The organism is Psychrobacillus sp. FJAT-21963, assembly GCF_001420585.1.
In the GTDB taxonomy this organism is placed as follows: Bacteria; Bacillota; Bacilli; order Bacillales_A; family Planococcaceae; genus Psychrobacillus.
In genome coordinates, this window is record NZ_LJIY01000001.1 from 436,736 (window position 1) to 461,482 (window position 24,747).

At 36.5% G+C, this 24,747-nt stretch carries 14 protein-coding genes; 4 read left to right on the forward strand and 10 right to left on the reverse strand.

Translation table 11 applies throughout. The features are described 5' to 3' along the window. The first annotated feature begins 103 nt into the window (after positions 1-103). On the forward strand, positions 104-1,372 hold the full coding sequence (locus AN959_RS02015) for a S8 family peptidase (protein WP_056827858.1): 1,269 nt from the start codon (positions 104-106) through the stop codon (positions 1,370-1,372). Between the two features lie 54 nt (positions 1,373-1,426). On the opposite strand, the gene AN959_RS02020 is transcribed toward AN959_RS02015, so the two are convergent. The 3 genes from AN959_RS02020 to AN959_RS02030 form a co-directional block, all read right to left on the reverse strand. Then, the gene (locus AN959_RS02020) at positions 1,427-2,314 is read right to left on the reverse strand and encodes an NAD-dependent epimerase/dehydratase family protein (protein WP_056827859.1); all 888 of its coding nucleotides are present in this window, start codon (positions 2,312-2,314) and stop codon (positions 1,427-1,429) included. Positions 2,315-2,833: 519 nt separating this feature from the next. Then, positions 2,834-4,186: a glutamine synthetase family protein gene (locus AN959_RS02025; protein ID WP_056827861.1), complete on the reverse strand. Its 1,353-nt coding sequence runs from the start codon at positions 4,184-4,186 to the stop codon at positions 2,834-2,836. A 19-nt stretch (positions 4,187-4,205) separates the two neighbouring features. Then, entirely contained in the window at positions 4,206-5,414 is a 1,209-nt protein-coding gene (locus AN959_RS02030) for a M20 family metallopeptidase (protein ID WP_371256497.1), read from the reverse strand. A gap of 453 nt (positions 5,415-5,867) precedes the next feature. Here AN959_RS02030 and AN959_RS22000 point away from each other — a divergent pair, with 453 nt between their 5' ends. Together AN959_RS22000 and AN959_RS02040 are read left to right on the forward strand one after the other, a co-directional pair. Continuing rightward, positions 5,868-6,878, forward strand: a complete 1,011-nt coding sequence (locus AN959_RS22000; RefSeq protein ID WP_371256498.1) for a sigma 54-interacting transcriptional regulator — start codon at positions 5,868-5,870, stop codon at positions 6,876-6,878. 1 nt (position 6,879) lies between these two features. Then, the gene (locus tag AN959_RS02040) at positions 6,880-8,211 is read left to right on the forward strand and encodes an aspartate aminotransferase family protein (RefSeq protein WP_056827866.1); all 1,332 of its coding nucleotides are present in this window, start codon (positions 6,880-6,882) and stop codon (positions 8,209-8,211) included. An 81-nt stretch (positions 8,212-8,292) separates the two neighbouring features. Here the strand turns inward: AN959_RS02040 and AN959_RS02045 are convergent, their stop codons facing one another. The 4 genes from AN959_RS02045 to AN959_RS02060 all read right to left on the reverse strand — a co-directional run bounded on the left by AN959_RS02045 (position 8,293) and on the right by AN959_RS02060 (position 17,320). Continuing rightward, a complete protein-coding gene (locus tag AN959_RS02045) occupies positions 8,293-13,065 on the reverse strand; it encodes an endonuclease (protein WP_056827869.1) in 4,773 nt (1,590 codons plus the stop codon). A 56-nt stretch (positions 13,066-13,121) separates the two neighbouring features. Then, positions 13,122-15,785, reverse strand: coding sequence for a 5'-nucleotidase C-terminal domain-containing protein (locus AN959_RS02050; protein ID WP_172794291.1), 2,664 nt, complete (start codon positions 15,783-15,785; stop codon positions 13,122-13,124). Positions 15,786-16,010: 225 nt separating this feature from the next. Then, complete coding sequence (locus tag AN959_RS02055) at positions 16,011-16,490, reverse strand: metal-dependent hydrolase (RefSeq protein WP_056827870.1); 480 nt, start codon at positions 16,488-16,490, stop codon at positions 16,011-16,013. A 377-nt stretch (positions 16,491-16,867) separates the two neighbouring features. Continuing rightward, positions 16,868-17,320 carry a competence protein ComK gene (locus AN959_RS02060; RefSeq protein ID WP_082460723.1) on the reverse strand — a complete coding sequence of 151 codons (453 nt, stop codon included), beginning with the start codon at positions 17,318-17,320 and terminating at the stop codon, positions 16,868-16,870. A 268-nt stretch (positions 17,321-17,588) separates the two neighbouring features. Between AN959_RS02060 and AN959_RS02065 the strand changes: the two genes are divergently transcribed. Next, complete coding sequence (locus AN959_RS02065) at positions 17,589-18,077, forward strand: sigma-70 family RNA polymerase sigma factor (RefSeq protein WP_056827872.1); 489 nt, start codon at positions 17,589-17,591, stop codon at positions 18,075-18,077. A gap of 207 nt (positions 18,078-18,284) precedes the next feature. On the opposite strand, the gene AN959_RS02070 is transcribed toward AN959_RS02065, so the two are convergent. The 3 genes from AN959_RS02070 to AN959_RS02080 form a co-directional block, all read right to left on the reverse strand. Next, on the reverse strand, positions 18,285-19,478 hold the full coding sequence (locus tag AN959_RS02070; RefSeq protein ID WP_056827875.1) for a M14 family zinc carboxypeptidase: 1,194 nt from the start codon (positions 19,476-19,478) through the stop codon (positions 18,285-18,287). A 285-nt stretch (positions 19,479-19,763) separates the two neighbouring features. Further along, on the reverse strand, positions 19,764-20,429 hold the full coding sequence (locus AN959_RS02075) for a ribonuclease H family protein (RefSeq protein WP_056827877.1): 666 nt from the start codon (positions 20,427-20,429) through the stop codon (positions 19,764-19,766). Between the two features lie 398 nt (positions 20,430-20,827). Then, the gene (locus tag AN959_RS02080; protein WP_082460808.1) at positions 20,828-24,427 is read right to left on the reverse strand and encodes a S8 family serine peptidase; all 3,600 of its coding nucleotides are present in this window, start codon (positions 24,425-24,427) and stop codon (positions 20,828-20,830) included. Positions 24,428-24,747 lie beyond the last annotated feature (320 nt).

A 24,747-nucleotide genomic window follows, 5' to 3' on the forward strand; every position in this document is an offset into this window, starting at 1 on the left:
ACTATCATTATATAATAATCGAAATTTTCCCAATAAACAAAAGGTATATTATGTGATAGTTTAAAAGTGTACTAAAAAACAAACCGAAAAGGAGTCAAGAAGAATGAGAAAAGTGAAAATGCTCGTACTAAGTGCACTAATTGTAGGGACTTTATCTGCACCAATTCAAGTTGCAGGCGCTACACCACCTAGTGAAGACAAAAACTCCTCGGAAACATTCCGCGTTTACGTGGAAGCAAACAACAAAACAACGAAATCTACTTTAAAAGGACAGTATGAAGCACGCTGGGAATTGACAGAGAACGGATTCTCTACAGATATGAATCAAAAACAATTTGAAGCATTGCAAAAGAATAAAAATGTGACGGTAACGAAAGTGGATATCGTAACATTGGATACGGATGTACGTGCATCCGAATTTGAAGCACTTGCAGGAGAATACCCAACTCAACAAGTACCATGGGGTATTAAAGCAATTTACAATAATAGCAATCTTACTACCACTTCTGGTGGACAAGGTATCAATATTGCAGTTCTAGACTCGGGAGTAAACACTAGCCATTATGACTTAGTTAACACAGTTGAACAATGTAAAGACTTTACAGGTTCTACCCCTCTAGTAAATGGTAGCTGTACCGATGGAAATGGTCACGGTACCCATGTAGCTGGTACTGCATTAGCAGATGGTGGTAGTGACAAAGCAGGTATTTATGGAGTAGCTCCTGAAGCTGACCTATGGGCATACAAGGTCCTTGGAGCAAATGGTTCTGGCTATTCCGATGATATCGCTGCGGCTATTCAACACACAGCAGATCAAGCAGTGGCAACAGGTACAAAAACTGTTATCAATATGTCTCTAGGCTCTTCAGTAAGCAATAGCTTAATTACTAACGCTGTAAACTATGCATACGGCAAAGGCGTGCTTATCGTTGCAGCAGCTGGAAATTCTGGACCAGCTCAAGGCTCCATTGGTTATCCAGGTGCACTTGTAAATGCAATAGCAGTTGCGGCACTTGAAAATCGTCAGCAAAACGGAACATACCGTGTAGCAGACTTTTCATCTCGTGGATACAGTTCTACTGATGGTGACTATGTCATCCAACAAGGTGATATTGAAATCTCTTCACCAGGGGCTTCCATTTATTCTACTTGGAATAATGGTGGCTATAACACAATTAGTGGTACATCCATGGCAACTCCTCACGTTGCTGGGCTAGCTGCTAAAGTTTGGGCTCAAAATCCAACTTGGTCCAATACACAACTTCGTACAAATCTACAAAACCGTGCTAAAGCAGTTGATATTAAAGGTGGAATCGGCGCAACAACTGGCGATGATTACGCTTCCGGTTTTGGGTTTGCTCGTGTGCAATAAAAGATTTACTTAAATAACCCCCCCTCCCTCCACTTTACCGAAGTGGAGGGTTAATTATTTTACCACCTTCATTAAATCCTCTACTAAATCAGGTAAATACTTCTTCAACTCTCTAAATTCAAACCTTAATTCTTTTGCCTTTTCATTGCTTATTAACCAAGTCTCCGAAATATTGTATGGAGAAATAGTATCTTCATTATCAGTAGAAATTATTTTCGCAGCAGCTTTTGCCTTTTCTTCTATTATATAAATCATCTCTTGTAGTTTAACGCTCCCATTGGAAGTTGCATTTATCGGCCCAGTAAAATCAGAAAGACCGATCCAAGCTAGAAATTGTCCAGCTTCCTCTTCCGATATAAAATCCATTGCAGCTTCTAAATTCACCAGATGAATTTCCTCTTGATTGACTACTTTCTCCACATAGAATTTAAGTCGTTCTGTATAATCATTCACACCAATAACTATTGGAAACCTGACAGCCACGACGGGGAAAGGAGCCTTTTGAAATAACACCGCTTCCGCCTGGCGTTTTCCTTCATTATAAGTAAAGTCTTCTTTAGGACCAATTACAATAGGATGCTCGGTTGGAATAAAATCCTCTTCTACATATCCAGTTTCTGCATTCCCTATGTCATATACAGATTTAGAAGAAGTGAAAACATATTTCTTCGTATTATCCTTGAAAACTTCTATAGCAGCCAATGCCTCCTGTGAGGAATAACAGATTTGGTCAAAAACTATGTCCCAAGTCTCTTTATCTAGAAGTTGTTTAAATTCTTTCAGGTTCAATCGATCCACAATGATTCTATTCACTCTAGTTGAAAATGAATCTTCTGTTTTCCCTCTTGTCGCTATCGTAACCTCAAACCCTTTTTCTAATAATGCTTCTACTAAATGCACCCCAAAAAATCGTGTGCCTCCTAAAACTAAAGCCTTTTTCAACTTTTCATCCCCTTATCGTATTCTACTATCAATTATATTATACTAATTTGCTTGGTATTACTGTAACAACTAAATTGGTCTCGGTTATCTCTAAATTAGTCTCGCTGTCTACCATTTTAATCTTGGTTATTACATTTTTGGTCTCAGTTTCAATGTAATTAGTATCCAAGTCACAATATATGTAAATTAATTTCCTGATTTAATTAGATTCTTCCCCCTTGAATTTTCAATTCTATTAAATTATTTTATAAACTAATCATTTTGACTAGCTCTCTTTTTAAATAAACCATAAGTTACTGTATGCCAACTTTGGTAAATCTATTAAAATCTTTCACAACCCATGAACTACCAAAAAGAGCTGTACCCAGAGTCGATCCGCTAACCGACTCTGGGACAGCCCCTTTTTTATTACTAGGATCGCTTCCATCTTACCTATGATTTTCTTATGACAACAGATTATGTTACAGGATTGTTACTGGTGCCAGGCACCAGTAACAAATCCTTTTATTAAAGGTGAAATTAAAATAGCTCTGAATACAATTTACGTTCCCATTCATCCACACGATAGAAGTGTTTGTTCCACTCTTCCTCTTTTACTTTGATGAACTCTTGCCAGATTGGTCGTCCAATTCTATCTGCCAATACAGTATCCTTAGACAGATGGTCTAGAGCTTCTTTCAAATTACGCGGAATCCATTCAATGCCTAGTGCTTCAAGTTCCTGTTCGGATAAAGATCCGGCATCTTTCTCTAATGGAGCACCTGGATCCATTCTTTGTTGAATCCCATGTAAGCCTGCAGCGATAAGTGCGGCAGATAATAGGTATGGGTTACATGTGCCATCTGCTCCACGGTATTCAAATCTTCTCTCTCTTCGTGGTTCTAAAACACGAACGAGAACAGAGCGATTTCCAGCACCATAGCATACATGTGCAGGCGCCCATGATCCTGGAACCATACGTTTATAGGAATTCATCGTCGGTGCCCCAATAGCAGCTAACGATTTCCCATGATGCAAAATTCCTCCCATGAAATGATACGCTTTTTCTGAAAGTGCTAATCCTCTTTCGTCATTCAAATCCTTGAATAAATTCTTTGCTCCATCAAACAGACTAATATGTATATGTAGTCCGCTTCCCGCTAAATCGTTAAATGGCTTAGGAGCAAGCGTCCCGACCATACCCATGTCTCTTGCCAAATGTTTGAACAATTGCTTAAACGTAACCTGATCATCTGTTGCTTTTAAACATTCGTCATATTTCAAGTTAATCTCCACTTGTCCCGGTCCAAATTCACTAGACATTTGTTCCGTTTCCACTCCCATTTTGGCCATTGTTTCAATAAATTTTTGTGTAAACTCTTCTTGAATATCTAAACCGTCGGAAGAAAAACATGCACTGCTATCAGCAGGTATTAAACTTCCATTTTCTTCTTTTAATAAGTACGCTTCTTGCTCATACACCATAAACAATTTTCCGCCTAATACTTCCTCAGCTTCTTTTAATAATTTTTTCAGAACTCCTCGAGGGCAACCTTCCCATGGATTTCCGTTTTCATCTACTAAATCACAAAACATTCTTGCTGTTTTTCGGCGGTGTGGTAAAACGACGAACGTATCAGGGTCAGGTATTGCAAAAAAGTCACCATCATTCGGTCCATACATTGGATTTGGAACATACGTATCAAACATAGTAAAGTCCATGATCGCTGCACTAAAATTCACACCATCTTCCATGGCACTTTTAACGCTTGCTTTATTTATCGTGCGAGCTCTTGTTACGCCAGTATAGTCTAAAAACTCAATGCGAATATATTCAATGCCTTCTTTTTCAATTCTATCAAGTACTTCTTCTCTAGTTGTCACTTTATTCATCACTCCATAAACCAATTTTTCATCTAATATTCTTTAATAATTTTATAGCAAAATTAACATAAAGATTTACCCCTGTAGCTAAAACCTTATCGTCAAAGTGAAATTTAGGATGGTGTAGATCATAGGAAATTTCATTTTCTTTTTTAATTCCTAACCGAAAATACAAACTTGGAACAGCCTCAGAGAAATAACCAAAATCATCTGCTCCCATGGAAGGATCTTTTAATTCAAATACATTTTCAACCCCAAGTAATTGCGTTGCCAATTCTTCAAACTCTTTTGTGATAAAACGATCATTTTCAATCGGTGGTGCACCAAAAATAAAATTCACTTCCACTTTTGCATTCCACTGAGCTTCAGCAACTTTACATACTTTCTCTATTTCCGTTCTTAGCTTTTTTCTTACATCTGGTTGTAATGCTCGCACAGTACCTTCTAAAACCACTGTATCTGCTACAACATTACTTGCTTCTCCACCAGTTATTTTCCCAACATGTATAACCATAGGATGTACGGGATTAAAGCTTTTGGCAGTAATAGTCTGGAGATTTTGGATCAATTGGGCAGAAATTGCAATTGCATCCACTGCTTGATGAGGTCTAGCACTATGACCTCCTTGCCCCTTGATAATGATTTTAAAATCATCACAAGAAGCAGTAATACTTCCTTCTTTTATTCCAACTGCTCCAAAAGGAATATACGGCCAAACATGTAATCCTACTACGGCTTTAATAGTAGGATTTGCCAATACTCCTTTTTCAATTAGAGCTAAAGCTGCTCCATCGGCCTCTTCTCCAGGTTGGAAAATACATCGGACCGTGCCATTTAGAAGCTCCTTATGCTTATCCAATTCATAAACTGCTCCCAGTAAAATGGCTGTATGACCGTCATGACCGCAAGCATGCATAATATGATTTTTTTTTGAAATAAAATCTACATCTGATTCTTCGTTAATTGGCAATGCATCAATATCTGCTCTTAACCCAATTGCAGGACCATCACTTAATCCGACAATATCGACATAAATGCCTGTCTCCCCAATTGTTTGATAAGAAATTCCCCAGTCATCTAGCACACTACGAATATATTCCGAGGTTTCAAACTCTTGAAAAGACAATTCTGGATATTGATGCAAATGTCTACGTATTTTAATAATTTCATCACTTATATCAGTTAAAATTGGTTGATTCATTTGAAACTTCCTTTTCTTTCTTATCTTTAAAGGCATTTTTATTAAAAATAATANTTAATAGTATTTAAAAATATTACTAGCCTCCAAAACACATTAAATGATTTAAAAGAAGCAAATAACCAAATACGACTATTTCATAGTATTTTAGATAAAGTGGAGGAAGGAGTCTGTTTTATTGATAACAATCAAAAAGTAATTTTTTATAACAAAAAGATGGGAGAGCTAGATTCTAGAGAACCTTCGGGGGTAAGAGAAGAACTCTATGGATCGGTGTTTCAAAAGGCAAATTTTAAAGTGGACCCTCTGCTAAACTCTTTAGTGAAAGAAAGAAAAATAATACAAAATGAGTCTTTTTTTTCGAATAGCGGCAAAAAATACACTGTAAACAAAACGAGTGAGCCTCTTTTATTGGGAAACAAAAAAATAGGTGCATTATCCATTGTCCGTGACTTGTCAAAAACAGAAACAATCATTAGTGACATGGTTCAAATGAAATTTGAAGGAAACAATACACTAGCTATAAAAGAAGAAAAGAAAATACTCTCTGCACCTTCACTTACAAGTAAAAATAAAACAATGTTAAAAATTTTTAATGATATAGAAAGCGCTTCCAGTTCTACAACGAATGTACTCATATACGGGGAAAAAGGTGTCGGAAAAAATTTTGTCTCAAGTCACATAACGAATAAAGTTATAACAAAGAATACACCTTTCTTTAACTTGAATTGTGGTGCAATACCCAGTAATTTATTGGAAAAAACATTATTTGGAGATAGTAACTCTAAAGGATTATTAGAACTTGCAAATGGTGGAACTATTTTATTGGACGAGGTAAATACTATCGATGTTTCAGTGCAAGAGAAACTATTAAGAGTATTACGTGACAATAAATTAATTATAGGAAATGGCATTTCCGAGATACCAATTCAGATTCGTTTTATTTCTTTAATGAACGAAAAACCCGAGGTAGCCCTTAAGAATAATCACTTGTTAGAGGAAATGTTTTATATATTAGCCGGAGTTTCAATGAGAGTTCCCAGCCTTCGTGAAAGAAAAGAGGATATTCCATTACTAATCGAATACTTCCTAAAAAAGCAATTTATGCTCAATGAGAATTTTTCCTATAACATCTCAGAAGAAGCTCTTGAAATCTTATTAAAATATAATTTCCCAGGCAATGTAAGACAGTTAGAATACATCATTGAAGGTGCTATTGCTCTATTAGATAACAGTACAGTCATTTCTGCTGATCATTTGCCAAGCTATATATCGAAAGAGCAAGTCACATATAACGAAGTGGATTTCCCTAGAGACTATCTTCCTTCTTCCCTATCTTTAACAGAGCAAGTAGAAGCTTTTGAGAAAGAGATAATAGCTAACACATTAGCAAGTGCTAATTTTCATATTACAAATGCCGCTGAAATGCTGGGTATTACAAGGCAAAGTCTAAACTATAAAATAAAAAAATATGAAATTACCATTACGCGAGGAGAGAGTTAGAATGAATCAAAAAGAGTTACTAAAAAAAGATAAAGAGCTTATCTCAGAAGGTTTAAAGCTTCGTTTCTTTCCTCTTACAGTAAAAGAGGCAAAAGGTTGTTACATAACGGATATTAATGATCAGCGATACCTAGATTTAACAGCTGGCTGGGCAGTAGCAAACGTTGGTTATGGAAGAGAATCTATCGCTAAAATTATTCACGATCAATATATAAAGCTCTCCTTTACGACACAATTAAGTGCTCCAAGCGAAACAATGATTCAATTAGCGGATAAACTTGTCGAGATTGTTCCAGGTAATTTCGAGAAAAAGGTATGGTTCGGACACTCTGGTTCTGATGCAAATGACTTAATTAGTAAATTTCTCCCTGTTGCTACTGATCGAAATAAAATCATTTCGTTTATCGGTTCGTATCACGGCCAAACGATGGGTGCTTCTTCTCTTTCGGGACATAGTGCGCAATCAAAATTTGAAGGTAGAGGAAATGTAGTAAAAATCCCTTACCCAAATGTATATAGACCTTTCAGCGGAATAAGTGAAAATCTAACTGACCAAACAATGCATTTCTTAGAAGAAGTATTTACAACTATTTGCCCTGCTGAAGATACTGCAGGTGTCATTATAGAAGCTATACAAAGTGATGGAGGAATGATTCTTCCACCCGAACAATTTTTAAATGCACTCCGTAACATCTGTGACCAACATGGAATTTATCTGATAGTGGATGAGGTAAAGGTTGGTATGGGGCGTACAGGAAAATGGTTTTCATTTGAGCACTCCAGTATTGTTCCAGACGCAGTCGTATTAGGCAAGTCACTGGGGGCAGGACTTCCAATCAGTGCGGTAGTTGGTCGAAAAGAAATTTTAGACACGGTTGCAGCTGGTCACATGTTTACAACAAGCGGAAACCCGATTTCTACTTCTGCAGCGATTGAAAACATCCAAATCATCGAGGAGGAAAACTTGCTAGAAAACGCAGAAAAACAAGGCGTTCTGTTCTTAAATGGCTTAAATAAACTAAAAGAGAAATACGAATGCATTGGAGATGTGCGAGGTAAGGGGCTTTCCATTGGTGTGGAAATTGTAACTGACAGAGACTCTAAAAAACCAGACGCAGTAAAAACTGCAGCTCTTTGTTACCATTGCTATGAAATTGGACTACTAATCTATAATGTAGGAATTTACGGAAATGTGTTAGAAATAACACCTCCACTTACAATAACGACCGCAGAAGTGAAGGAAGCATTAAGATTATTAGATAAAGCGTTCCATAATATTGAAAACGGGAACTTCCAATATGAAAAACTCAAAGAATACGCTGGCTGGGGATAAACAGTAGAATGTATGACAGGAGTGTTACTGGTGCCTGGCACCAGTAACACTCCTGTCACATTTAATCAAATCTTTATATTGTTAGGAAGCTTTTTGAGTGTTGGTGGATACTGATTTTTTCCAGATGAGGTTAGCCCATTCTGGGTGATCAATGAACGGATTACGGTTACCTTGCCATTTTTCAATGACATTGTTTCTATTTCTCTCGAATTCATCTACTGGATCTAACTCATTCCACTCTAATAAAACGGATAGCTTGCCATGAAACGGAATACTTCCATTATCTACCTTATCGTTTAACTCTAGGTCCACTTTATCGCCTTGTTCATAACGTGTCGCCATATAGAATAGAATACGCGCAACGTCACCTTTTACTCGATCTGGTGGTTCGAATGAATTTGAATCCTTATAACATCCGTTACAACCACTAACAGGGCTTCCACCATTATCAAAATCTAAGTTTCCTCTAGAACTATTCACTTGTACGTCAGTTGGGCGTAAATGGTGGATATCCGTTCCTGGACCCATACTTGTTCCAAAACCTCCGTGTGATTGGGCCCAAGTATGTTCTCGGTTCCATTGACCAACGTTACCACCATTACTATTTTTAGAACGTGAGATTCCGGAATAAAACAAAATGACATTGTTTGGATTTTGAGGATCCTCGTCAGTTTCACGAAGTGCTTCCCATGCTTTATCATAAGATATTTGAGTATGGTCATCTATAATCTCATGAAGTGCTGCTTTTAAAGATAGCCCTTCTTTACCGAATGCATCTTTATAATATATATCAAGTGGTGTTTCTCCTTGTGAATCCGTTTTAAATGTTACTGTAAAGCTCAATGTAGTAGTATTTTTCCCATCACTTGCAGTAACCCCTACAATGTGGCTTCCTTCAGCAAGATTTAGTTTTAACGTATTATTTTCTATTGTTCCTTTAGTAGAAGTATAAGTAAGTTCTTCATTTTCTGGATCCGAGAAATGATTCGTTAATAAAATGGATAAAGTTTCTCCAGTTTTCATAGTAGAGTTAGGAATAGTTTTTTTTACAATTGGTGCATTGTTTTCACTAGGCAAAGAAGGAACCACAATGGGTTCCCCTTTTGTATTTGTGTATGAAACTGTCTCTGCACTTGCTTCGTTTAAATATTCTATTTCTTGGATATTTTCTGCTCCACGGATTTCCTTAACGTTTTTACCATCTATAATGACTTTTTGCACTTTCGTTCCTTTAAAATCAACGATAGCTCCAGCTTGAGAAGGCTTTAATGTTACAGTTGTATTTTCAAACCCAACTCCTGTAAATTCTGCATAAGTTGCACCATTAAAAAATACACCATCTATAATTTGTGAATCGCCATCCAATGCTATGGACACACTTGGTTTACCGATAGTTAATTTTTTTGTATGAAGCTTCTTAAAATTATATGTTTTTTCAGCTGTAATTGGAGTTACAACTTCGTCATCAGCTAATAAATCAATTTGTACCATAACTGGATCATGGTCACTGGCACGTCCAGCCATATCAGTAAAGTCTGCATTAATATGAAGAATATCAATTTTAGTTTTATTTTCTAAATTCTTCGTAACTAAAATATGATCTAATACTTGTGAGTTACCTTGATACAAATACGTGTAGCGATCAGAAGTATCCACTTTATTAATCATATTCGTCATTAATGCACCTTCATGAATTTTAAGGGTTTCTGAGAATTGGTAATCGTTAAAGTCACCTAGCGAAACAATATTTGCATCTGGATTTTTAGTTTTAATATCTTCTACAAAGTTATAAACGACATTTGCAATTTTATGACGTTGTATTTCACTATCGTAAACTGGTGGTTGAATTGCTCCAAATAAAGGTGTATCGCCAGATTTAGAGTTCCAGTGGTTAGCAATAACGATTACACTCTCACCTTTGAAGTCAAATTGAGCCGCTAAAGGTTTACGACTGCTTGTGAAAGCCTCATTAGTAGGATCAATACGACCTGGATTATGCGTTAACTTACCATTTTCGTAACCAACCGCAATAGTAGCAGTTCCCGCAGAAATACCTTCAGTAAGTTTTACACGCTCCGGATTGTAAAGGAACCCAACACGAATATTTGCATTTGGTGCTCCACCGTCTTGATTGTTGACTGGGTCGATGTTTACATACTTGTAATCAACACCGCCAGCAGCTTTAATAGCAGCTATTAATCTTTCATAGCTTTGATTTGCTTTTGAGTCACCAGAACCCTCCCCGTTATTATCTTGAACTTCCGTTACACCAATAATATCAGGATTTTTCATATCGTGAGCAAAGGCTCTTGCTAGTTTATTCGCTTTGTCATTAGATGTTTCGCTCGTGTTATTCGAGAAATTTTCTAAGTTATAAGAAGCAATTGTTAACTTATCTTCCTCTTTTTCAATAATAGTTCTTTCAGGTGTTGAGGTACCTTTTGTATGAGCTTTTTTCATTTCGTCTAAAGAAACATAGATTTTAAAGTTTTGGAATGAATAACCAACAATCCCCGTAATTTTCCCTTTAAATTTATCGCCAGTTGCTACTTCAAAATCACGACCAGGTCCATTTGGTTCTAATCGGAATTGTATGCGATTTGGATTTTGGTTCCCCTCTTCATACAATACTCCGCCATGAAGTGAATTTGTTGGAGCATTTTCCAGTACGGTAATCAAGTCGCCATGCTCTTGAGGTGCAACAGCTTTCACATTACCTACTTCTACTCGCATTCCTTCAATGCTTTCCCAGAAATCAATTGCATCAACAGTTGGATTGAAAACGGAAAGATTATCACTATCAATTTTCTCTAATGACATTTTTGCCTTATCGATAATGATTGGAGTTGGTAATGCTAAACCACTTTGTTTCACTACAACTTTACCACCTTGATCATTACGAACGTTGATTTGCGTAGTTTTCAAATCAGTTTGTTGACGATCCGCATAACCATCATAAGCGTATTCATCAACCTTACCAGTAACAGATACCAAATCTCCTGCTTGAATTGGCCAAGCATTATTTCCACTGTAAAGTATAATTGCTTCAGAAGTGTTTGGATTATTATCTGCAAATTCATCAGGAGTTTGAACCGTATAATAATTTGCATTTCCTAATTTAAATGAATAGGTTACGATTCCCTCAATTCCCTCAACTGTTTGATCATCAAATTCGGAAGTATGCCCTTCTCCTTGAATATCGTGGATTTCCAATTTACCAGTAACAGTATAGTTAAATGTTGAAACCTCACTTAAAGTACCATCTTGCCCTTTCACAATTGCCTTCAGTATTTTGTTTTCTTTAATTTCAATTGGATTAACATATTTAGTACTAGCAACTGTTGGTTCAGTGCCATCCAATGTGTAATAAATTTCTGCATTAGCAGTAGAAGTTGATAAAGTTACAGTAGTTCCACCAATAAATGTCCCACTTCCTGGAGTGGCAATCGCTGGTTTTAATGTGGAACTGTCTACTATAATATCTTGAATCGAACGAGGAATAATTTGATATGCTGTATCAAATTGCTGCACGATTCCTATAATTGATTCATACGTATTTCCAACTTTTAATCCTAAATCTCCTCTTTCATCACGAATAACAAAATTTACAGTTCCATCGGTAGCAGTATAGTTATTATTAGAATCTACAGCAGTTAATGTAACATTTTTTGCTTGAACTAGAAGTGATTCGTTTTCTTCTTTCACATCTGCACCTGTTACAACTTTTGGTGCTGGTACGCCAACATTACCTTTGTTTTCAACTACTGTTGCACTTTCTAATTGCAGCAACCCACGAAATTCTGCTAATGTACCAGAAAGAGTTACTTCTTCACCTGCTTTTATTGTAAGACTTGTAGGACGTACAGCAATTCCTCCTGTAGCATCTTGTACAGAAATAGAATTTTTCAAATTAGCAGCTACAATTCCCTTAATTGATACTTCTGAACCTAATGTAGCTGAGCGAGCATCTGCAATTGAAAGAATGTTTGATTCGCCAATCACAGTATAAGCAAATTCTGCTATTGGACTATTTTCAAATCCCTCTTTTACCGCAATAGCTTTAATTGTCATGTTTTTATCGATGACAATTGGAGACTCATATTCATTACTTGAAGTAGTAGGCTCTGTTCCATCAGTGGTATAGTGGATAACAGCTCCCTCGGTTTTTGTAGATAATGTAATTTCAGTACCTGTTGCAACACTAGAAGCTGGAATTGATGGTGTAACTGCTTCTACTTTGTTTTCGTCCGGAGTTGTTCCACCGTTATCCATTGTGTGAGAACCTAAATTCGAAGAATCATCTTTTGGAAGTGACGCCCATTCAGCCGATGCAGAAAAGGAATCATTTATTATTTTATCGCCATTTGTAATGTTACTATTTCGAACTAATGTAATATCTGATCCAAAATTGCTTCTTTGTCCAACTTGGCCAAAGGAATCGACAACTTCACCTGATTTTCTTAATACAAGAGCATCATCACCACTAAAATTTATAACGCTAATATTTTCTAAATTTCCTTTGCTTTTAATATCACTATTTGCATCTTTGTGATATAAAACATATGTCTTCTCATTTTCCAATGCACCTGATAATTTTAATGTAGCGGTAGCTGCCGAAGCACCATTTGAATAAAGCTCGAGTGAATAATCGCTTAAGTTAATAGATGTACCTGTGCCGTTATAAATTTCAATCGCTTTATTAAAACTACTTCCCTCAATATACTCCGAAATAATTAAATCTGTAGCATTTGTTGCAGCAATAGTAGTTGATGGAAACGCTGGTAAGACTAGACCTGCTATTAAACTAGCAGATAAAAAAGCATTTAAGGGTTTTTTCCAAGTACTTTTCCTCATCTATATAATTCTCCTTTTATATTAGCGATTTTTGTAATCCATTTGGAAAGCCGAATCTATAGAATCATTTCCCCGTCTACTGTTAAATCTTCTAAGTCAAAGTTTATTCCTTCTATCCCTGAGAGGTCTACATTTCCAGTAACCTTTACGTTTGAAATAGATAATGTTTCTTTTGGAGTACCAATTAATATTAAATTGCCATTTATGATTGCATTTTCTAGTTTCTCGGCATCTGTAACAATTACGGTAACGTCACCTTCATAAACTTTTGGTGTTTCTACTGTTCCAGAGAAATCTTCAGCAGCAATCGGTTCTTTAACTTGACCAGCAACATCTACAATTCGTCCTTCAGTTTCAGTAGGTATTTTATCTAAGGATTTCAAATGATCTCTAAAGTTTTCCCAATCGGAAAGGCCAAGGTCATTTACTTTACCAGCATCGTAGAGTTTTTTGAAAACTGTGTAATTGTCTCCACCTTGTGCTGTAAAGTAGTTAGTTGCAACTGTGTAAGTTTCATTATCTTGAATTTCAACATATTCACCTTTACTTTTTTCATAAGAAATCGACACAACACGTTGTCCTTTTGACTTAGATGAATCGAATTCTACTTTTGCTCCTGCTACATGTAAGAAGCCACCATTTTCTAATGGATATACACCAAAACTAGTTTCAAATGCTTCTTTTAATTCAGCACCTGTAATCTGCATAGTTGATAATGTATTACCAAAAGGCAGTACTATTATTACTTCACCAACCGTAATTGGACCTGCACCAATTTCTGAGCGAATTCCCCCACCGTTTTGGAATGCCATTATTACTTCAGGATTAAGTGATTTAGCTTTTGCCAACATACCATCTGCAATAAGGTTTCCTAAAACAGTTTCATTTTTGCGTACACTTGGTTTTGTATTATCCCCATTTGTACGCGGATTTTCTAAAACTTTATCTGTCGATACACCAATTTCAGTTTTAGCTACTTTATCTACTTGTGGTTTGTACTTTCCAAGGATTGTTTTAGCCTCTGGGTCCTCTGCTAATTTTCCGACCTCAATCAGTTTTCCATTTTGACTAATAATTTTACCTTTATTATCAAATTCCACATTAAGCGTTCCTAAGAAATCCCCTTGAGAAGACGCTTGAACAATAATTGTTTTGTCTTTCGCAGCACCCTTCTCATCTTTATCTACAACAACTGGAGCAGCCAATTTTGTATGACTATGTCCACCAATAATGACATCAATTCCATTAACATGAGCAGCCAATGATAGATCATTATCCACTTCAGGATTGTCATCGTATCCGATATGAGTCACAGCTACAATTTTGTTCACTCCCATTTTTTCAAATGCTTTAACAGCTTTTTCTGCCTCTTCAATATAGTCTGTAAAAGTTACTTTTCCAGGGCTTGAAAGACCTTTTGTTTCAGCAGTAGTTAAACCGAAGAAACCAACTTTTTGCCCTTTTATTTCTTTAACAATTCCATTGTAAATTTTTCCATCTTCAGGCTTACTTGATATCAAATCACTGAACAATCCTTTGAATTTATCATCTGCTGAAAAATCTGCATTTGTACTAACAAATGAGAACTCAGCTCCTTTAATGAATTCTGCTAATGCTTGATGTCCTTCTGGTGTAGAACCAAGATCGAACTCATGGTTACCAAATGTCATCAAGTCATAGCCTGCGAGATTCATAAACTCTAAATCTGCTTGACCCTTATACTCGTTAAAATAAAGTGTTCCGGAGAAAACATCTCCTGCATCTATAAGAAGTGCATTCGGTTTCTGCTTACGAAATTCTTTTATCGCTGTAATTCGTTTTGTAGCAGTTTCCACTTTTGCGTGGGTATCATTAGTATGCATTAATGACAATTCAAAGTTAGAACCGTTGTTTCCACCGCCATTATTGCCTCCACCATTATTACTTCCGCCATTGTTTCCAGTAGGAGGAGTAGGTTTAATTTCTTCTCCAGCTTTTTTTGCGACTTCTTCCACTTTCTCTAATAACTCTTTAACAATTGGTAGATTACTAGTTGATGGCAATCTATCTTGTAGTGCTCTAATAGATTCTAAAACCTTTGTAGCTTCGGCTTGTTTTCCATCAGCTAATAATTTTTCTGCTTCTTGTACTTTCATATAGATAGTTACAGGAACCATGAGCTGATCACGCTTTAAATTTGCAGGTTCTTTATATTGTTCTAGCAATAGATCTCTAGCAGCTTTTCCAGAGAAGCGATATAGAATTACTGTGCGACTTTTCAACTGAACAGATAACTTATGATATAGTTTTTCTACTTTCGCCCAATCTTTTTCTGACTCTGCCTTCTTAATTTCATCCATTATGGGATTCAGATACTTGTCCACGTAATTGTAAGCATCAATGTAAGGAATAATTCCTTTTGTAATTCTTTCATTATATAAATCATTTAAATCTTTTAATAAAGCATCCTTATTTTTATCCTTAGACTTTACAACTGCATTTTTAGCTTTTTGATAATTCTCTTTAGCTGTATTCAATGCTTGATACAGTTCTTCACTTGTAGGAATCTTCCCATTCTGAGATGGTACTACGTAAGCATAAGCAGCCTCTTTCATATCTTTTCTTGCCTGGTCCACCAATTCTTGTAACGTGCTATTTGCATAGCCAACGTTTGTAGAAGTTAATAGGGATGTAGCAAGAACTGTAGCTATTACAGACTTTTTAATCGTATTTTTTTTCATAGTTTCCCTCCTACTGGTATTTGTAAATCTTATTCATAGAAATTTAAAATAGTACAGAACTTCTTAAAGATAGTTAAATTAAATATTAAGTACAATCTTAATATTGTTAAAAATTAGTAAACCAATCTTTGAAATTGTATAAACTAAGGAAATTTTATAGGATTTTTAGCACAAAAAAAGTGCTACTCTACTGGATTTTCAACAGTAGAATAGCACTTTTCATTATTAGTAATTATTTACAAACGCTTCATAACCAAAATAGACAGATAGTAGAGATAATGCAGCAAAAACTAGATACTCTATCTTTCCACCGGTTCTAGTCGTAAGTGGGAAACGAATTGTTACTTTCAAAGGAAACAATAGCTTGATCCCATTTTTAGTTGCCATATCCAAAATATAATGACTAACCATTCCAACTAATATCCCTGCTGTCACCGACTCGTTTTTCATGAATGTTGTTAATAAAACCCCTATTAGAATTAAAAATAACAAACTATGCGTAAAAGATCGATGCCCAAAGATTGTATTGATAACCTTTGAAACGATTGGAAGCTTCCGACCGATTGTGCTCCCTCCATGGCAAATATCAGGGATCAGTGCGCCAACGACACCTGCCCCCAACAAAATAACCGGATCATAATGGGAGATTTGTGCAAAAGCAAGACTTGCTGCAATACCGCCTACGATGTGTGTGTTTCCTGTCATGCTAGTAATTCTCCTTTAGTTAATAATTCAATTATCACTTTACACTATGCTAACAAAAGAAATAAAGAGCCATCGAACCTATATTCGCATTATTTTTATAGTTCTCCGTTCTCCATATGACAAAGATGTTACTGGTGCCAGGCACCAGTAACATCTTTGTCATATAACTCCTTTCTCTATATTTTCTTTATAATACAAAAACAAAAAAGCGACCGAAGTTAGTATCTTCTAGTCGCACGTCCTTCTATTTCTTTTCAAATCTCTATCTATAACACTTCAACATTCTCATTTAATATAGGAGACAATTTTTAGTGGTAGATGTTTATGTGAAATGTATCGTGACAATTCTTTTTAATAGGATCATGTCCTATGTATTTTTAATCACGATGGATCGTGCGGTAGGTGTCGATCGTGGCGTGAAGCCTCTGCTTTTGTTTTAATAATACATTTTTAGATACATGAACGATATAAGCTTCGCCATTACTAAAGGTCACTTTAGATTTCCCTTTTCCAAGAGATTCAACTTCAAAATGATGATTAAAGATCCAAACACACTCCAGGTTTTTATAGGAAATCGTTGGGAAAGCAGCTATCCCATTCGGATCAATGAGAAGAGGTGTCTTCACAAAATAATTCATCATCCTTTTAATCGCTTGGATTCGCCCTTCTAAAGTAGATGCATATGGAATACAAGCATTTGCCAATAGTTGTTGAACGGACAATGGTGAATAATAGACTCCAGACGTCTTTATGATTTTAGATTTGTGAACTCCAGTAAATACTGATTTAAGCATTAACGTGTTTTTATCAATTAAAAAACATTTTTTCAATAATATCCTCCTTTTCCTCCTATAGCAACATCCTACCAAATATCCATTTACTTGTATAGTCTAATTATACTGAATATATGTAATTGTTTGAATTATTAATAGTTATTAGGTATTTCTTCCAATATAAAACAATTCGTTTAAATAAGGAAAACGTATAGTTTATCTTTAACAAACGCTCTTATAAACGATTAGATAAGAATACCAATCACATCTATGCTAAGGCTACCTAGGAATAAACGAATCGTGCACGACTCCAAAGGAAAACCCATTGAACTCGTTCGAAAAAATATTAACACAATATGAGCCCATGATTTCATCCTGCATCCGAAAATTAAACATTTACAAAAATCATGATTTATACAAACAAGCAAGCAGAATCGCCTTATGGAAAGCATGGGTAAAATTTGATGAAGCTAAAGGAGAATTTGCACCTTATGCATACCGCTGCATTTATGGATCCATCCTGGACGAATTAAAGAAAGAAAAACATGTGGAGGAAACAATAAATCCAATGGAAGATGAAAAACTTTCCTTTCTTTTAGAACATGTATTAGAAAGAAGTATACAAAATGAGGATCTAAGTCTTGCACTTGAACAGCTTACAACAAACGAACGCGCATTAATTCTTTGGATTTTCGTCGAAGGTATCTCCCTCCAACAAGCAGCAACAAGAGCTGGAATAACCATTCCTGGAATTAAAAAAAGACGTGAACGGATGCTGAGAAAATTAAGAGAAATGATGCAGAGCAAGAAATAAATGAAGTCTCATCGGTATGTAACTTGCGATTTTAGAGAATATCTTGCGATATTATTGATTTTATTGTGATTAGGACACTTTAATTTGCGATAATTGAAGTTAATCTTGCGAATTCTGTCAAACTCAAAAACCAGCTATAACCAAAGCACAATAGAACCGCCTCCATATCATTTTGATATGGAGGCGGTTCTTGTATATATTTCTAGTTTAATTCGTCGGTTTAGATGAAGTAAGTGGAATCTTCTCATAGTCTGCCGGGTTCAAGTTTTCAACGGTTCCATCTGCAACCCCTTTAATAATTGCGTCAAGGCCACGTTCAACCGATTTCACAAGTTGTCCTTTTTCTTTCTGTCCCATCATTTGTGTCTGCCCTCTCACCTCAAACAGCACCGTTCCACTTCCATTTAGTGCATAACTTCCAAGTGCTGTGCCCGGAAGATCAAGTCCTTGGGAATAGAGTGATATGTTCTTAAACTTTGAGTTTCCATAGGATTGAAGTTCATTATATGCAGCAACGTTCAATTGTCTTGAAAAGTCATAGTTATAGTTATCGGCAAATTGAGCATATTTCGCCCCTTCTGGTGTATTCGGATCTGGAACAAACTGTGCGGATAACGATAGTGTCACTTCATCGGAAGTACCATCCACATAATACATGCCTTGATGGTGAAGATCTATGAAGACATCTACGTTTCCATATTCCGATTTCAATGCCTTGTATACATCACGTGAAGTTTGAGATTCAGGTGTGATAAACCATCCAGGCTTATTGGATGCCCCAGGGAAATCTTGAGCTGTTGGAACATAATTGAGATCAGGATTGAAATCCCTATTTACATCAAACCCAGGATTTTCGCCATAGTTATAGCTTTGGCTAATCCCTCGATCTAGGTAGTTCCAAGAAGGTTTAGCGCTCGCTAGCTGTGGAAAGTCCTCTACTACCTCTGCCCATGTCATGCTGTTTCGACGCTTATCGGCTTCAGATGCATCTGGGTTCATCATCGGCATAAAAACAAGTGTGACTTCATCTCTTATTTGTTTTGCTTCCTTGGAATTGGCGGAAAGATTTTTGAGTAGATTCAAAATTGCTACCGTTCCAGTTTTCTCGTTTCCATGAATTTCACTTTGAATAAGAATTACCTTATCTCCAGTTCCAACCTTCACAGTGTATATATCTAGTCCTTTATGAGATTGACCAGCAACATCAACCTCTAAAAGCCCTTTACTGGAAGCTTCCATCTGATATAAACTTTTTTTCAGTTCACTGTGACTAATAAAACCAGAAATTGAAAACTCATGATGATGTGTTTCTGAATCCACCTTTTCAGCCGCATAGGTAGGGAGAGCCAAACTTGTACACAAACCTAATATTCCAATTGCACTAACTATTTTCTTCTTCAATCACATTCACTCCTTCTATTTATCTATTTTCGTTTATAGATTATCAAAAGATTATTAAATAGTAAATATATTTTGAATATTTGAATAGTTAGTAATGTAAATAGATTTTCATCCTGTATCTTTAGAGACACGAAGGACTAATTATTTCGTCTATCGAAATGATAAAATTATTAGGTAAAATTAACCATTAGTTTTTTATTTAACCATCAACAACAATAACTTCCTAAACAAACAAGCGTCCTTTACAAAAAGGACGCTTTGCTTTGTTTTACTTCAAGCAATAAATCACTTATCTCCTATCACTTCACTCGTAGCAATTATTTCAATGCCATTCAAAGCCTGCGTAGCCAACCGATCGGCTTCTGCATTCGCTTTTCGTTGAACCAATTCATACTCCGGTTGAATACCGATGTCTTTGATTTTTTTCTCAATTTTGTCTGCCCAGCTGGACAAATCTTTTTCGACAACAGGCCATTCCTCGCTCAGATGATTAATTACTACCTGAGAATCTCCAATGAACCTCACAGGTAAATGGTGAACATTCAAATTCTCCAGCTCCTGTAATCCCAAATGAAGTGCCGCATATTCCGCCTCGTTATTCGAAGTGAGCCCCACAACAGGAGCATTCCGTCGTAATCTGTACGATTTACCACTCTTCTCATAATAAATAACACAGCCTAACCCAGCCCTACTCGATTCCCGATCATATCCACCGTCGAAATAGACAGTCACATTATGCGGCTCTGTTTCAATTCCCTTTAGATATTTTTTCAACTCTTTGATTGTCCAACTACTATCAAAATTATCTAGAAACACCAAACTTTTCGTACGACCAGTTCGCTCCATATCTTCTGCTAGCATAAGAGCCTGTGCAGCTGGCATTTCATCAGTGCGAAAGATTGTTTCTGCTCCCTTCGGTGTTTTATATGTCCATTCCATTCGAATCTTCATTTTCATCCTCCTTACTCTAGTATATCTATGTATAATTCATACTACCCTTTCCATCGTCTACCCAATACAACCTATTTAAAAAAATATGCAATCCACATGTATATAGAGTCATATATAAAATTATTTTACACTTCGTTAAATATTGAAATTAAAGGTTTATAACATAATTTATAACAACAGGAGTTTAATATTATAGCAACTGCTGTACTATGCAATGTCAGAGATTGATGGATGCAAGATTCGACAAATTTCAACTAATGGATGAGGATAAAAATGATATTACTCTAGCAACAATTAACGGATTTTTCAATTTAGAAATTGCGGGAAAATAAAATAATATTTTTCCAAAGAACAAAAATGCAGCCGAAGATGTAAAATCGGCTGCTCATTTCACTCAATTACTTATTCCCTTTACCAGGGTTAACCACCACTACCTCAATTAATACTTCTTTCCCACCGTATTTAACTGTAATAGTGGTTGATTTACCTGCTCCTTTTGCTTTAACTAAACCACCATCCGTTACGGAAGCTGCATTTTTACCCTCAACTTCATATGTCGCTAATTTAGTAACATCTTTTTCTGTTACTACGCCATCTGCCGTTGTTGTTACTTCTTTAATAGTTAGTTGAACCTCTTCTGAAGGTTTCAACTCAATTCTTGTTGTATTTGAAGTTAATGTCACTATCGGTTCCACCACTACAGTTTCTGTAACCGTAACTTTAACAGCAACTTGATTTTCACCATAAGAAACAGTAATCGTTGTGGATCCTTTAGCTACTGCAGACACTACCCCGTTAGTAACTGTTGCTACACTTTCATCTGCCACAACGTATGTTGCTAATGTGGTTACATCTTTGACTGTTGGATCACCTTCAGCAGGTGTAGTAGTTTCCGTAACTGCAAGTTGCGTTGTTTTTCCTACTTCTAAGTTAAGTTCAGATGGATTTACAGCTAGTGTGACTACTGGTTCCACTTCATCTTTTTCATAAATCAAAGCTTCCCCTACATTGCCTGCTGCATCTTTAACAACAACTTTAATAGAATCTGTCTCCGCTGTTATTGGGAACGTAAATGATCCATCTTGTTGTAAATCAAAATCCACTGCATTAGCTGGTTGGCCATTAACAGTCGCAATATAAGAAGCATTTAGTTTTTCATTCAAATCAAATTGTAAATCATACAAATATAGTTCCTCATTATACTCAATATATTTGTCAGTCACTTGCCCTGTTGCTACTCCGTCTTTCACAGAGCCTGTAATTGCAGGTTTCGTTGTTTTCACAACAACTGGTCCAACATAGTCCCCAATTACTCCTGTAGCTGCCTGTGCAGTGAAGTCAATTGTATATAATCCATCTGGAATAGTAGTTGCAGGCGCACTGCCCCATGGCTTATATTGCCCTGCCACATTTAGTGTATAAGAACCTTTTCCAAGTGAAGAACCTGCATGCAAGTAGCCAATATAGCCATCTCCGTATTCCCCACCTTCAGGATTCATGATATCCCAAATTTCGATATAGTTAGTTGCTACATCTCCTGTTAATGTGAATGAAAGTACAGCACTGTCTTTCACACCATCTCCATTAAAGGACAGGTCTGTTCCTGTAATAGCCATATTTCTAATTTCAGTAGCAGCCACTCCACCAAAATCTGCTGCGAATGGCAATGAAACCTCTGATCCGCCACCGTTAATATGGATATAGCCTAGAATTTCAGAACCATTTGGTGCTGTCGCTTTGGAAGCAGTCAATGTAACATTTAATAATTGCTCCCCTGCCAACGTGAATGTTGGTTTATCAACAGTTAGTTTTGCATCACCGAAAGTTTTTGTAGTATCAACCGTTACATTATAATTTCCACCCTGTCCCTTTATATCTTTCACAAGAATTTGTTTCGTAACAGAGATATTACTTTCCTTAAGAGATTGCGGACCAAATGTTACAGTACCCTTCAAGTTTTCAACTATTGCTCCACTTGCATCTAAAACAGCTGTGTCTAAAGCATAAGCAAGTGCATTCGGGCGAGCAGCTGCATAAGCATTTACACGGCCAGCACCTTGAGCAAATACATCGTATTTTGCTGTATTGAGCACTTTAGCTGTATTAGAAAGTGCTACTTTTACATCGAATGCATTCCAATTAGGATTCGCTTGTTTTACAAGAGCTGCAATTCCCGCGATGTGTGGAGTAGCCATCGAAGTTCCCGTTTTGCGATCATATGCTTCATTATAAACAGCATCTGGGAAATCTGCTTTGTACATTGGAATAGTAGACATAATATTTGTACCAGGTGCACTTACATCTGGCTTGATATCGAAGTTAGGAGTAGTTGGTCCACGGGAACTTGAGTCGTTTACTTCGTCACCAGTTGTATTAGCAGAGCCAAATTTACCGAATGTAACTTTTCCTGTTCCATTTGCTAATGCAGCTCGAATTGCATCCCCATCTGTTTGGGACATATCAAAAGTTGGAAGGAATGCAAATGAGTCACCTAAAAATGTTCCAGATGCATTCGGTGCATTCGTACCACCAGCAAAGTTATGGATAATAGTTGCAACTGCTCCGTTTGCTTTCGCATGTGCAATTTTATCTACAAATGCAATGCTACCACGAGAGATCAGCGCAACCTTTCCGTTTACATCGATTCCTTGATAATCCTTTGCTTCACCATTTCCAGGAACAGCAACTAAGTCAAATTCCCCTTGAAGTTGTGTTGCTAGATCTTTCCCAAAGGTAGTTCCCATCAACTGTAATTGCTTAGTAAGGTTATATTGACCAACCTTAACATACACTTCTCCGTTGTACATTGTTTCTGGGTTCGTTGTGTTACCAACTGCAATACCTAAACGGGCTGTAGATGGAGTTCCTATTGTTCCTCTGTTTGGACCTGAGTTACCTGTTGCTACAACTGCGATTGTCCCAGCCATCATAGCGTTATTGATTGCGAAAGATCCGCTATCCGTTTCAGAGTTATTCTCCCCACCAAGTGATAGGTTAATAACATCCATTCCTTCAATTACAGCTGTGTCAATTGCTTTTACGATTCCAGAATTAGACCCACTTCCATAAGCTCCAAGCACACGATAAGCGTAAAGGTCCACTTTAGGTGCAATCCCTTTAATGCCGTATTGATTTGCACCAATTGCTGCGATAGTACCAGCAACATGCGTACCGTGAGATGTATAGAACGCACTTCCTCTAGCATTAAATTCTGGTGTTCCTGCAGGACGTTCTACAGGAGAAGTTTCCGATGCGTCATCAGCCGACCGTGTTCTTGTATAGTCAGATGAATTCGGGATAAAGTTCTTTCCACCTTTATAAATACCAGCAAACTCTGGATGGTCTCCATCAATTCCTGTATCTAGTACAGCAACTTTAATACCTTGTCCTTCAAATCCCTCGTTCCAAAGCTTTTCAATTCCTAGAAATGAAATACTCGTATTCATCTTTGCTTCAACTTTATCGTCTTTTATAAGATCAGATGATTGAGGTGTTACCGTTTTTTTCGGACTTTCCATTGCATAAACAATCGCGTCAGGTTCTACTAGCGTAACACCTGGGATTGTAAGAAGTTTAGGCAGGTCTTCAGCTTTTACCTCTGCCGCTATCCCGTTCAAAACTGTATCAAATGTATAACCTTGTTTGAGGGAAATATTCTTTTTGCTAATTTCCTTTTTCACCGATGATTGTTGCGCTTGTACATTTGCTCTTACTGAATTTGCTCGTGCATTTGAGAATTTTTGGCCTTTTAGCTCGCTCATTCCCTTTTCTAGAGCGACCGGTTTTTCGGATAAATGAATAATAACTGCAACTTCCTGATTACCAGAGAGGTTTTGTAAATCTTTGTGTAATTTTGGTCCACCATCCAACAAACTTAATTGTTCCGCAATTGCAGCTTTTAATTGTAAATTACTTTCGCTCTGTACATTTTGTTTAAACAGCTGCTTTGTGTCAGTGTTTGCAAAGGCATTCATTGGAGCTAACATCGTGAAAATCATAGCTAGTACCATAAATGCACTAAATAATCTATTAATCATTTTTTTCTTCACTATATTTCCCCCTTTTCACATTTTACTTTCAATAAATCAATAGTTCTTAAAGACCGATCCTCCCTATTAAAATATTTTAAGAAATCGAACCTCATACGCATATTTACATGCTGCCCTATTGTATGTGCTAGTCCTCTCTACCATGACAAACAAGATAAAATAATTAGATATTCCTAGAAACCAAACTCCATCAAATGTGTTTAGGAATCAAAATATACTATGAAAACATAGTACTAATCACAAGCAACAATAAGCTCTATGCCAGAGTG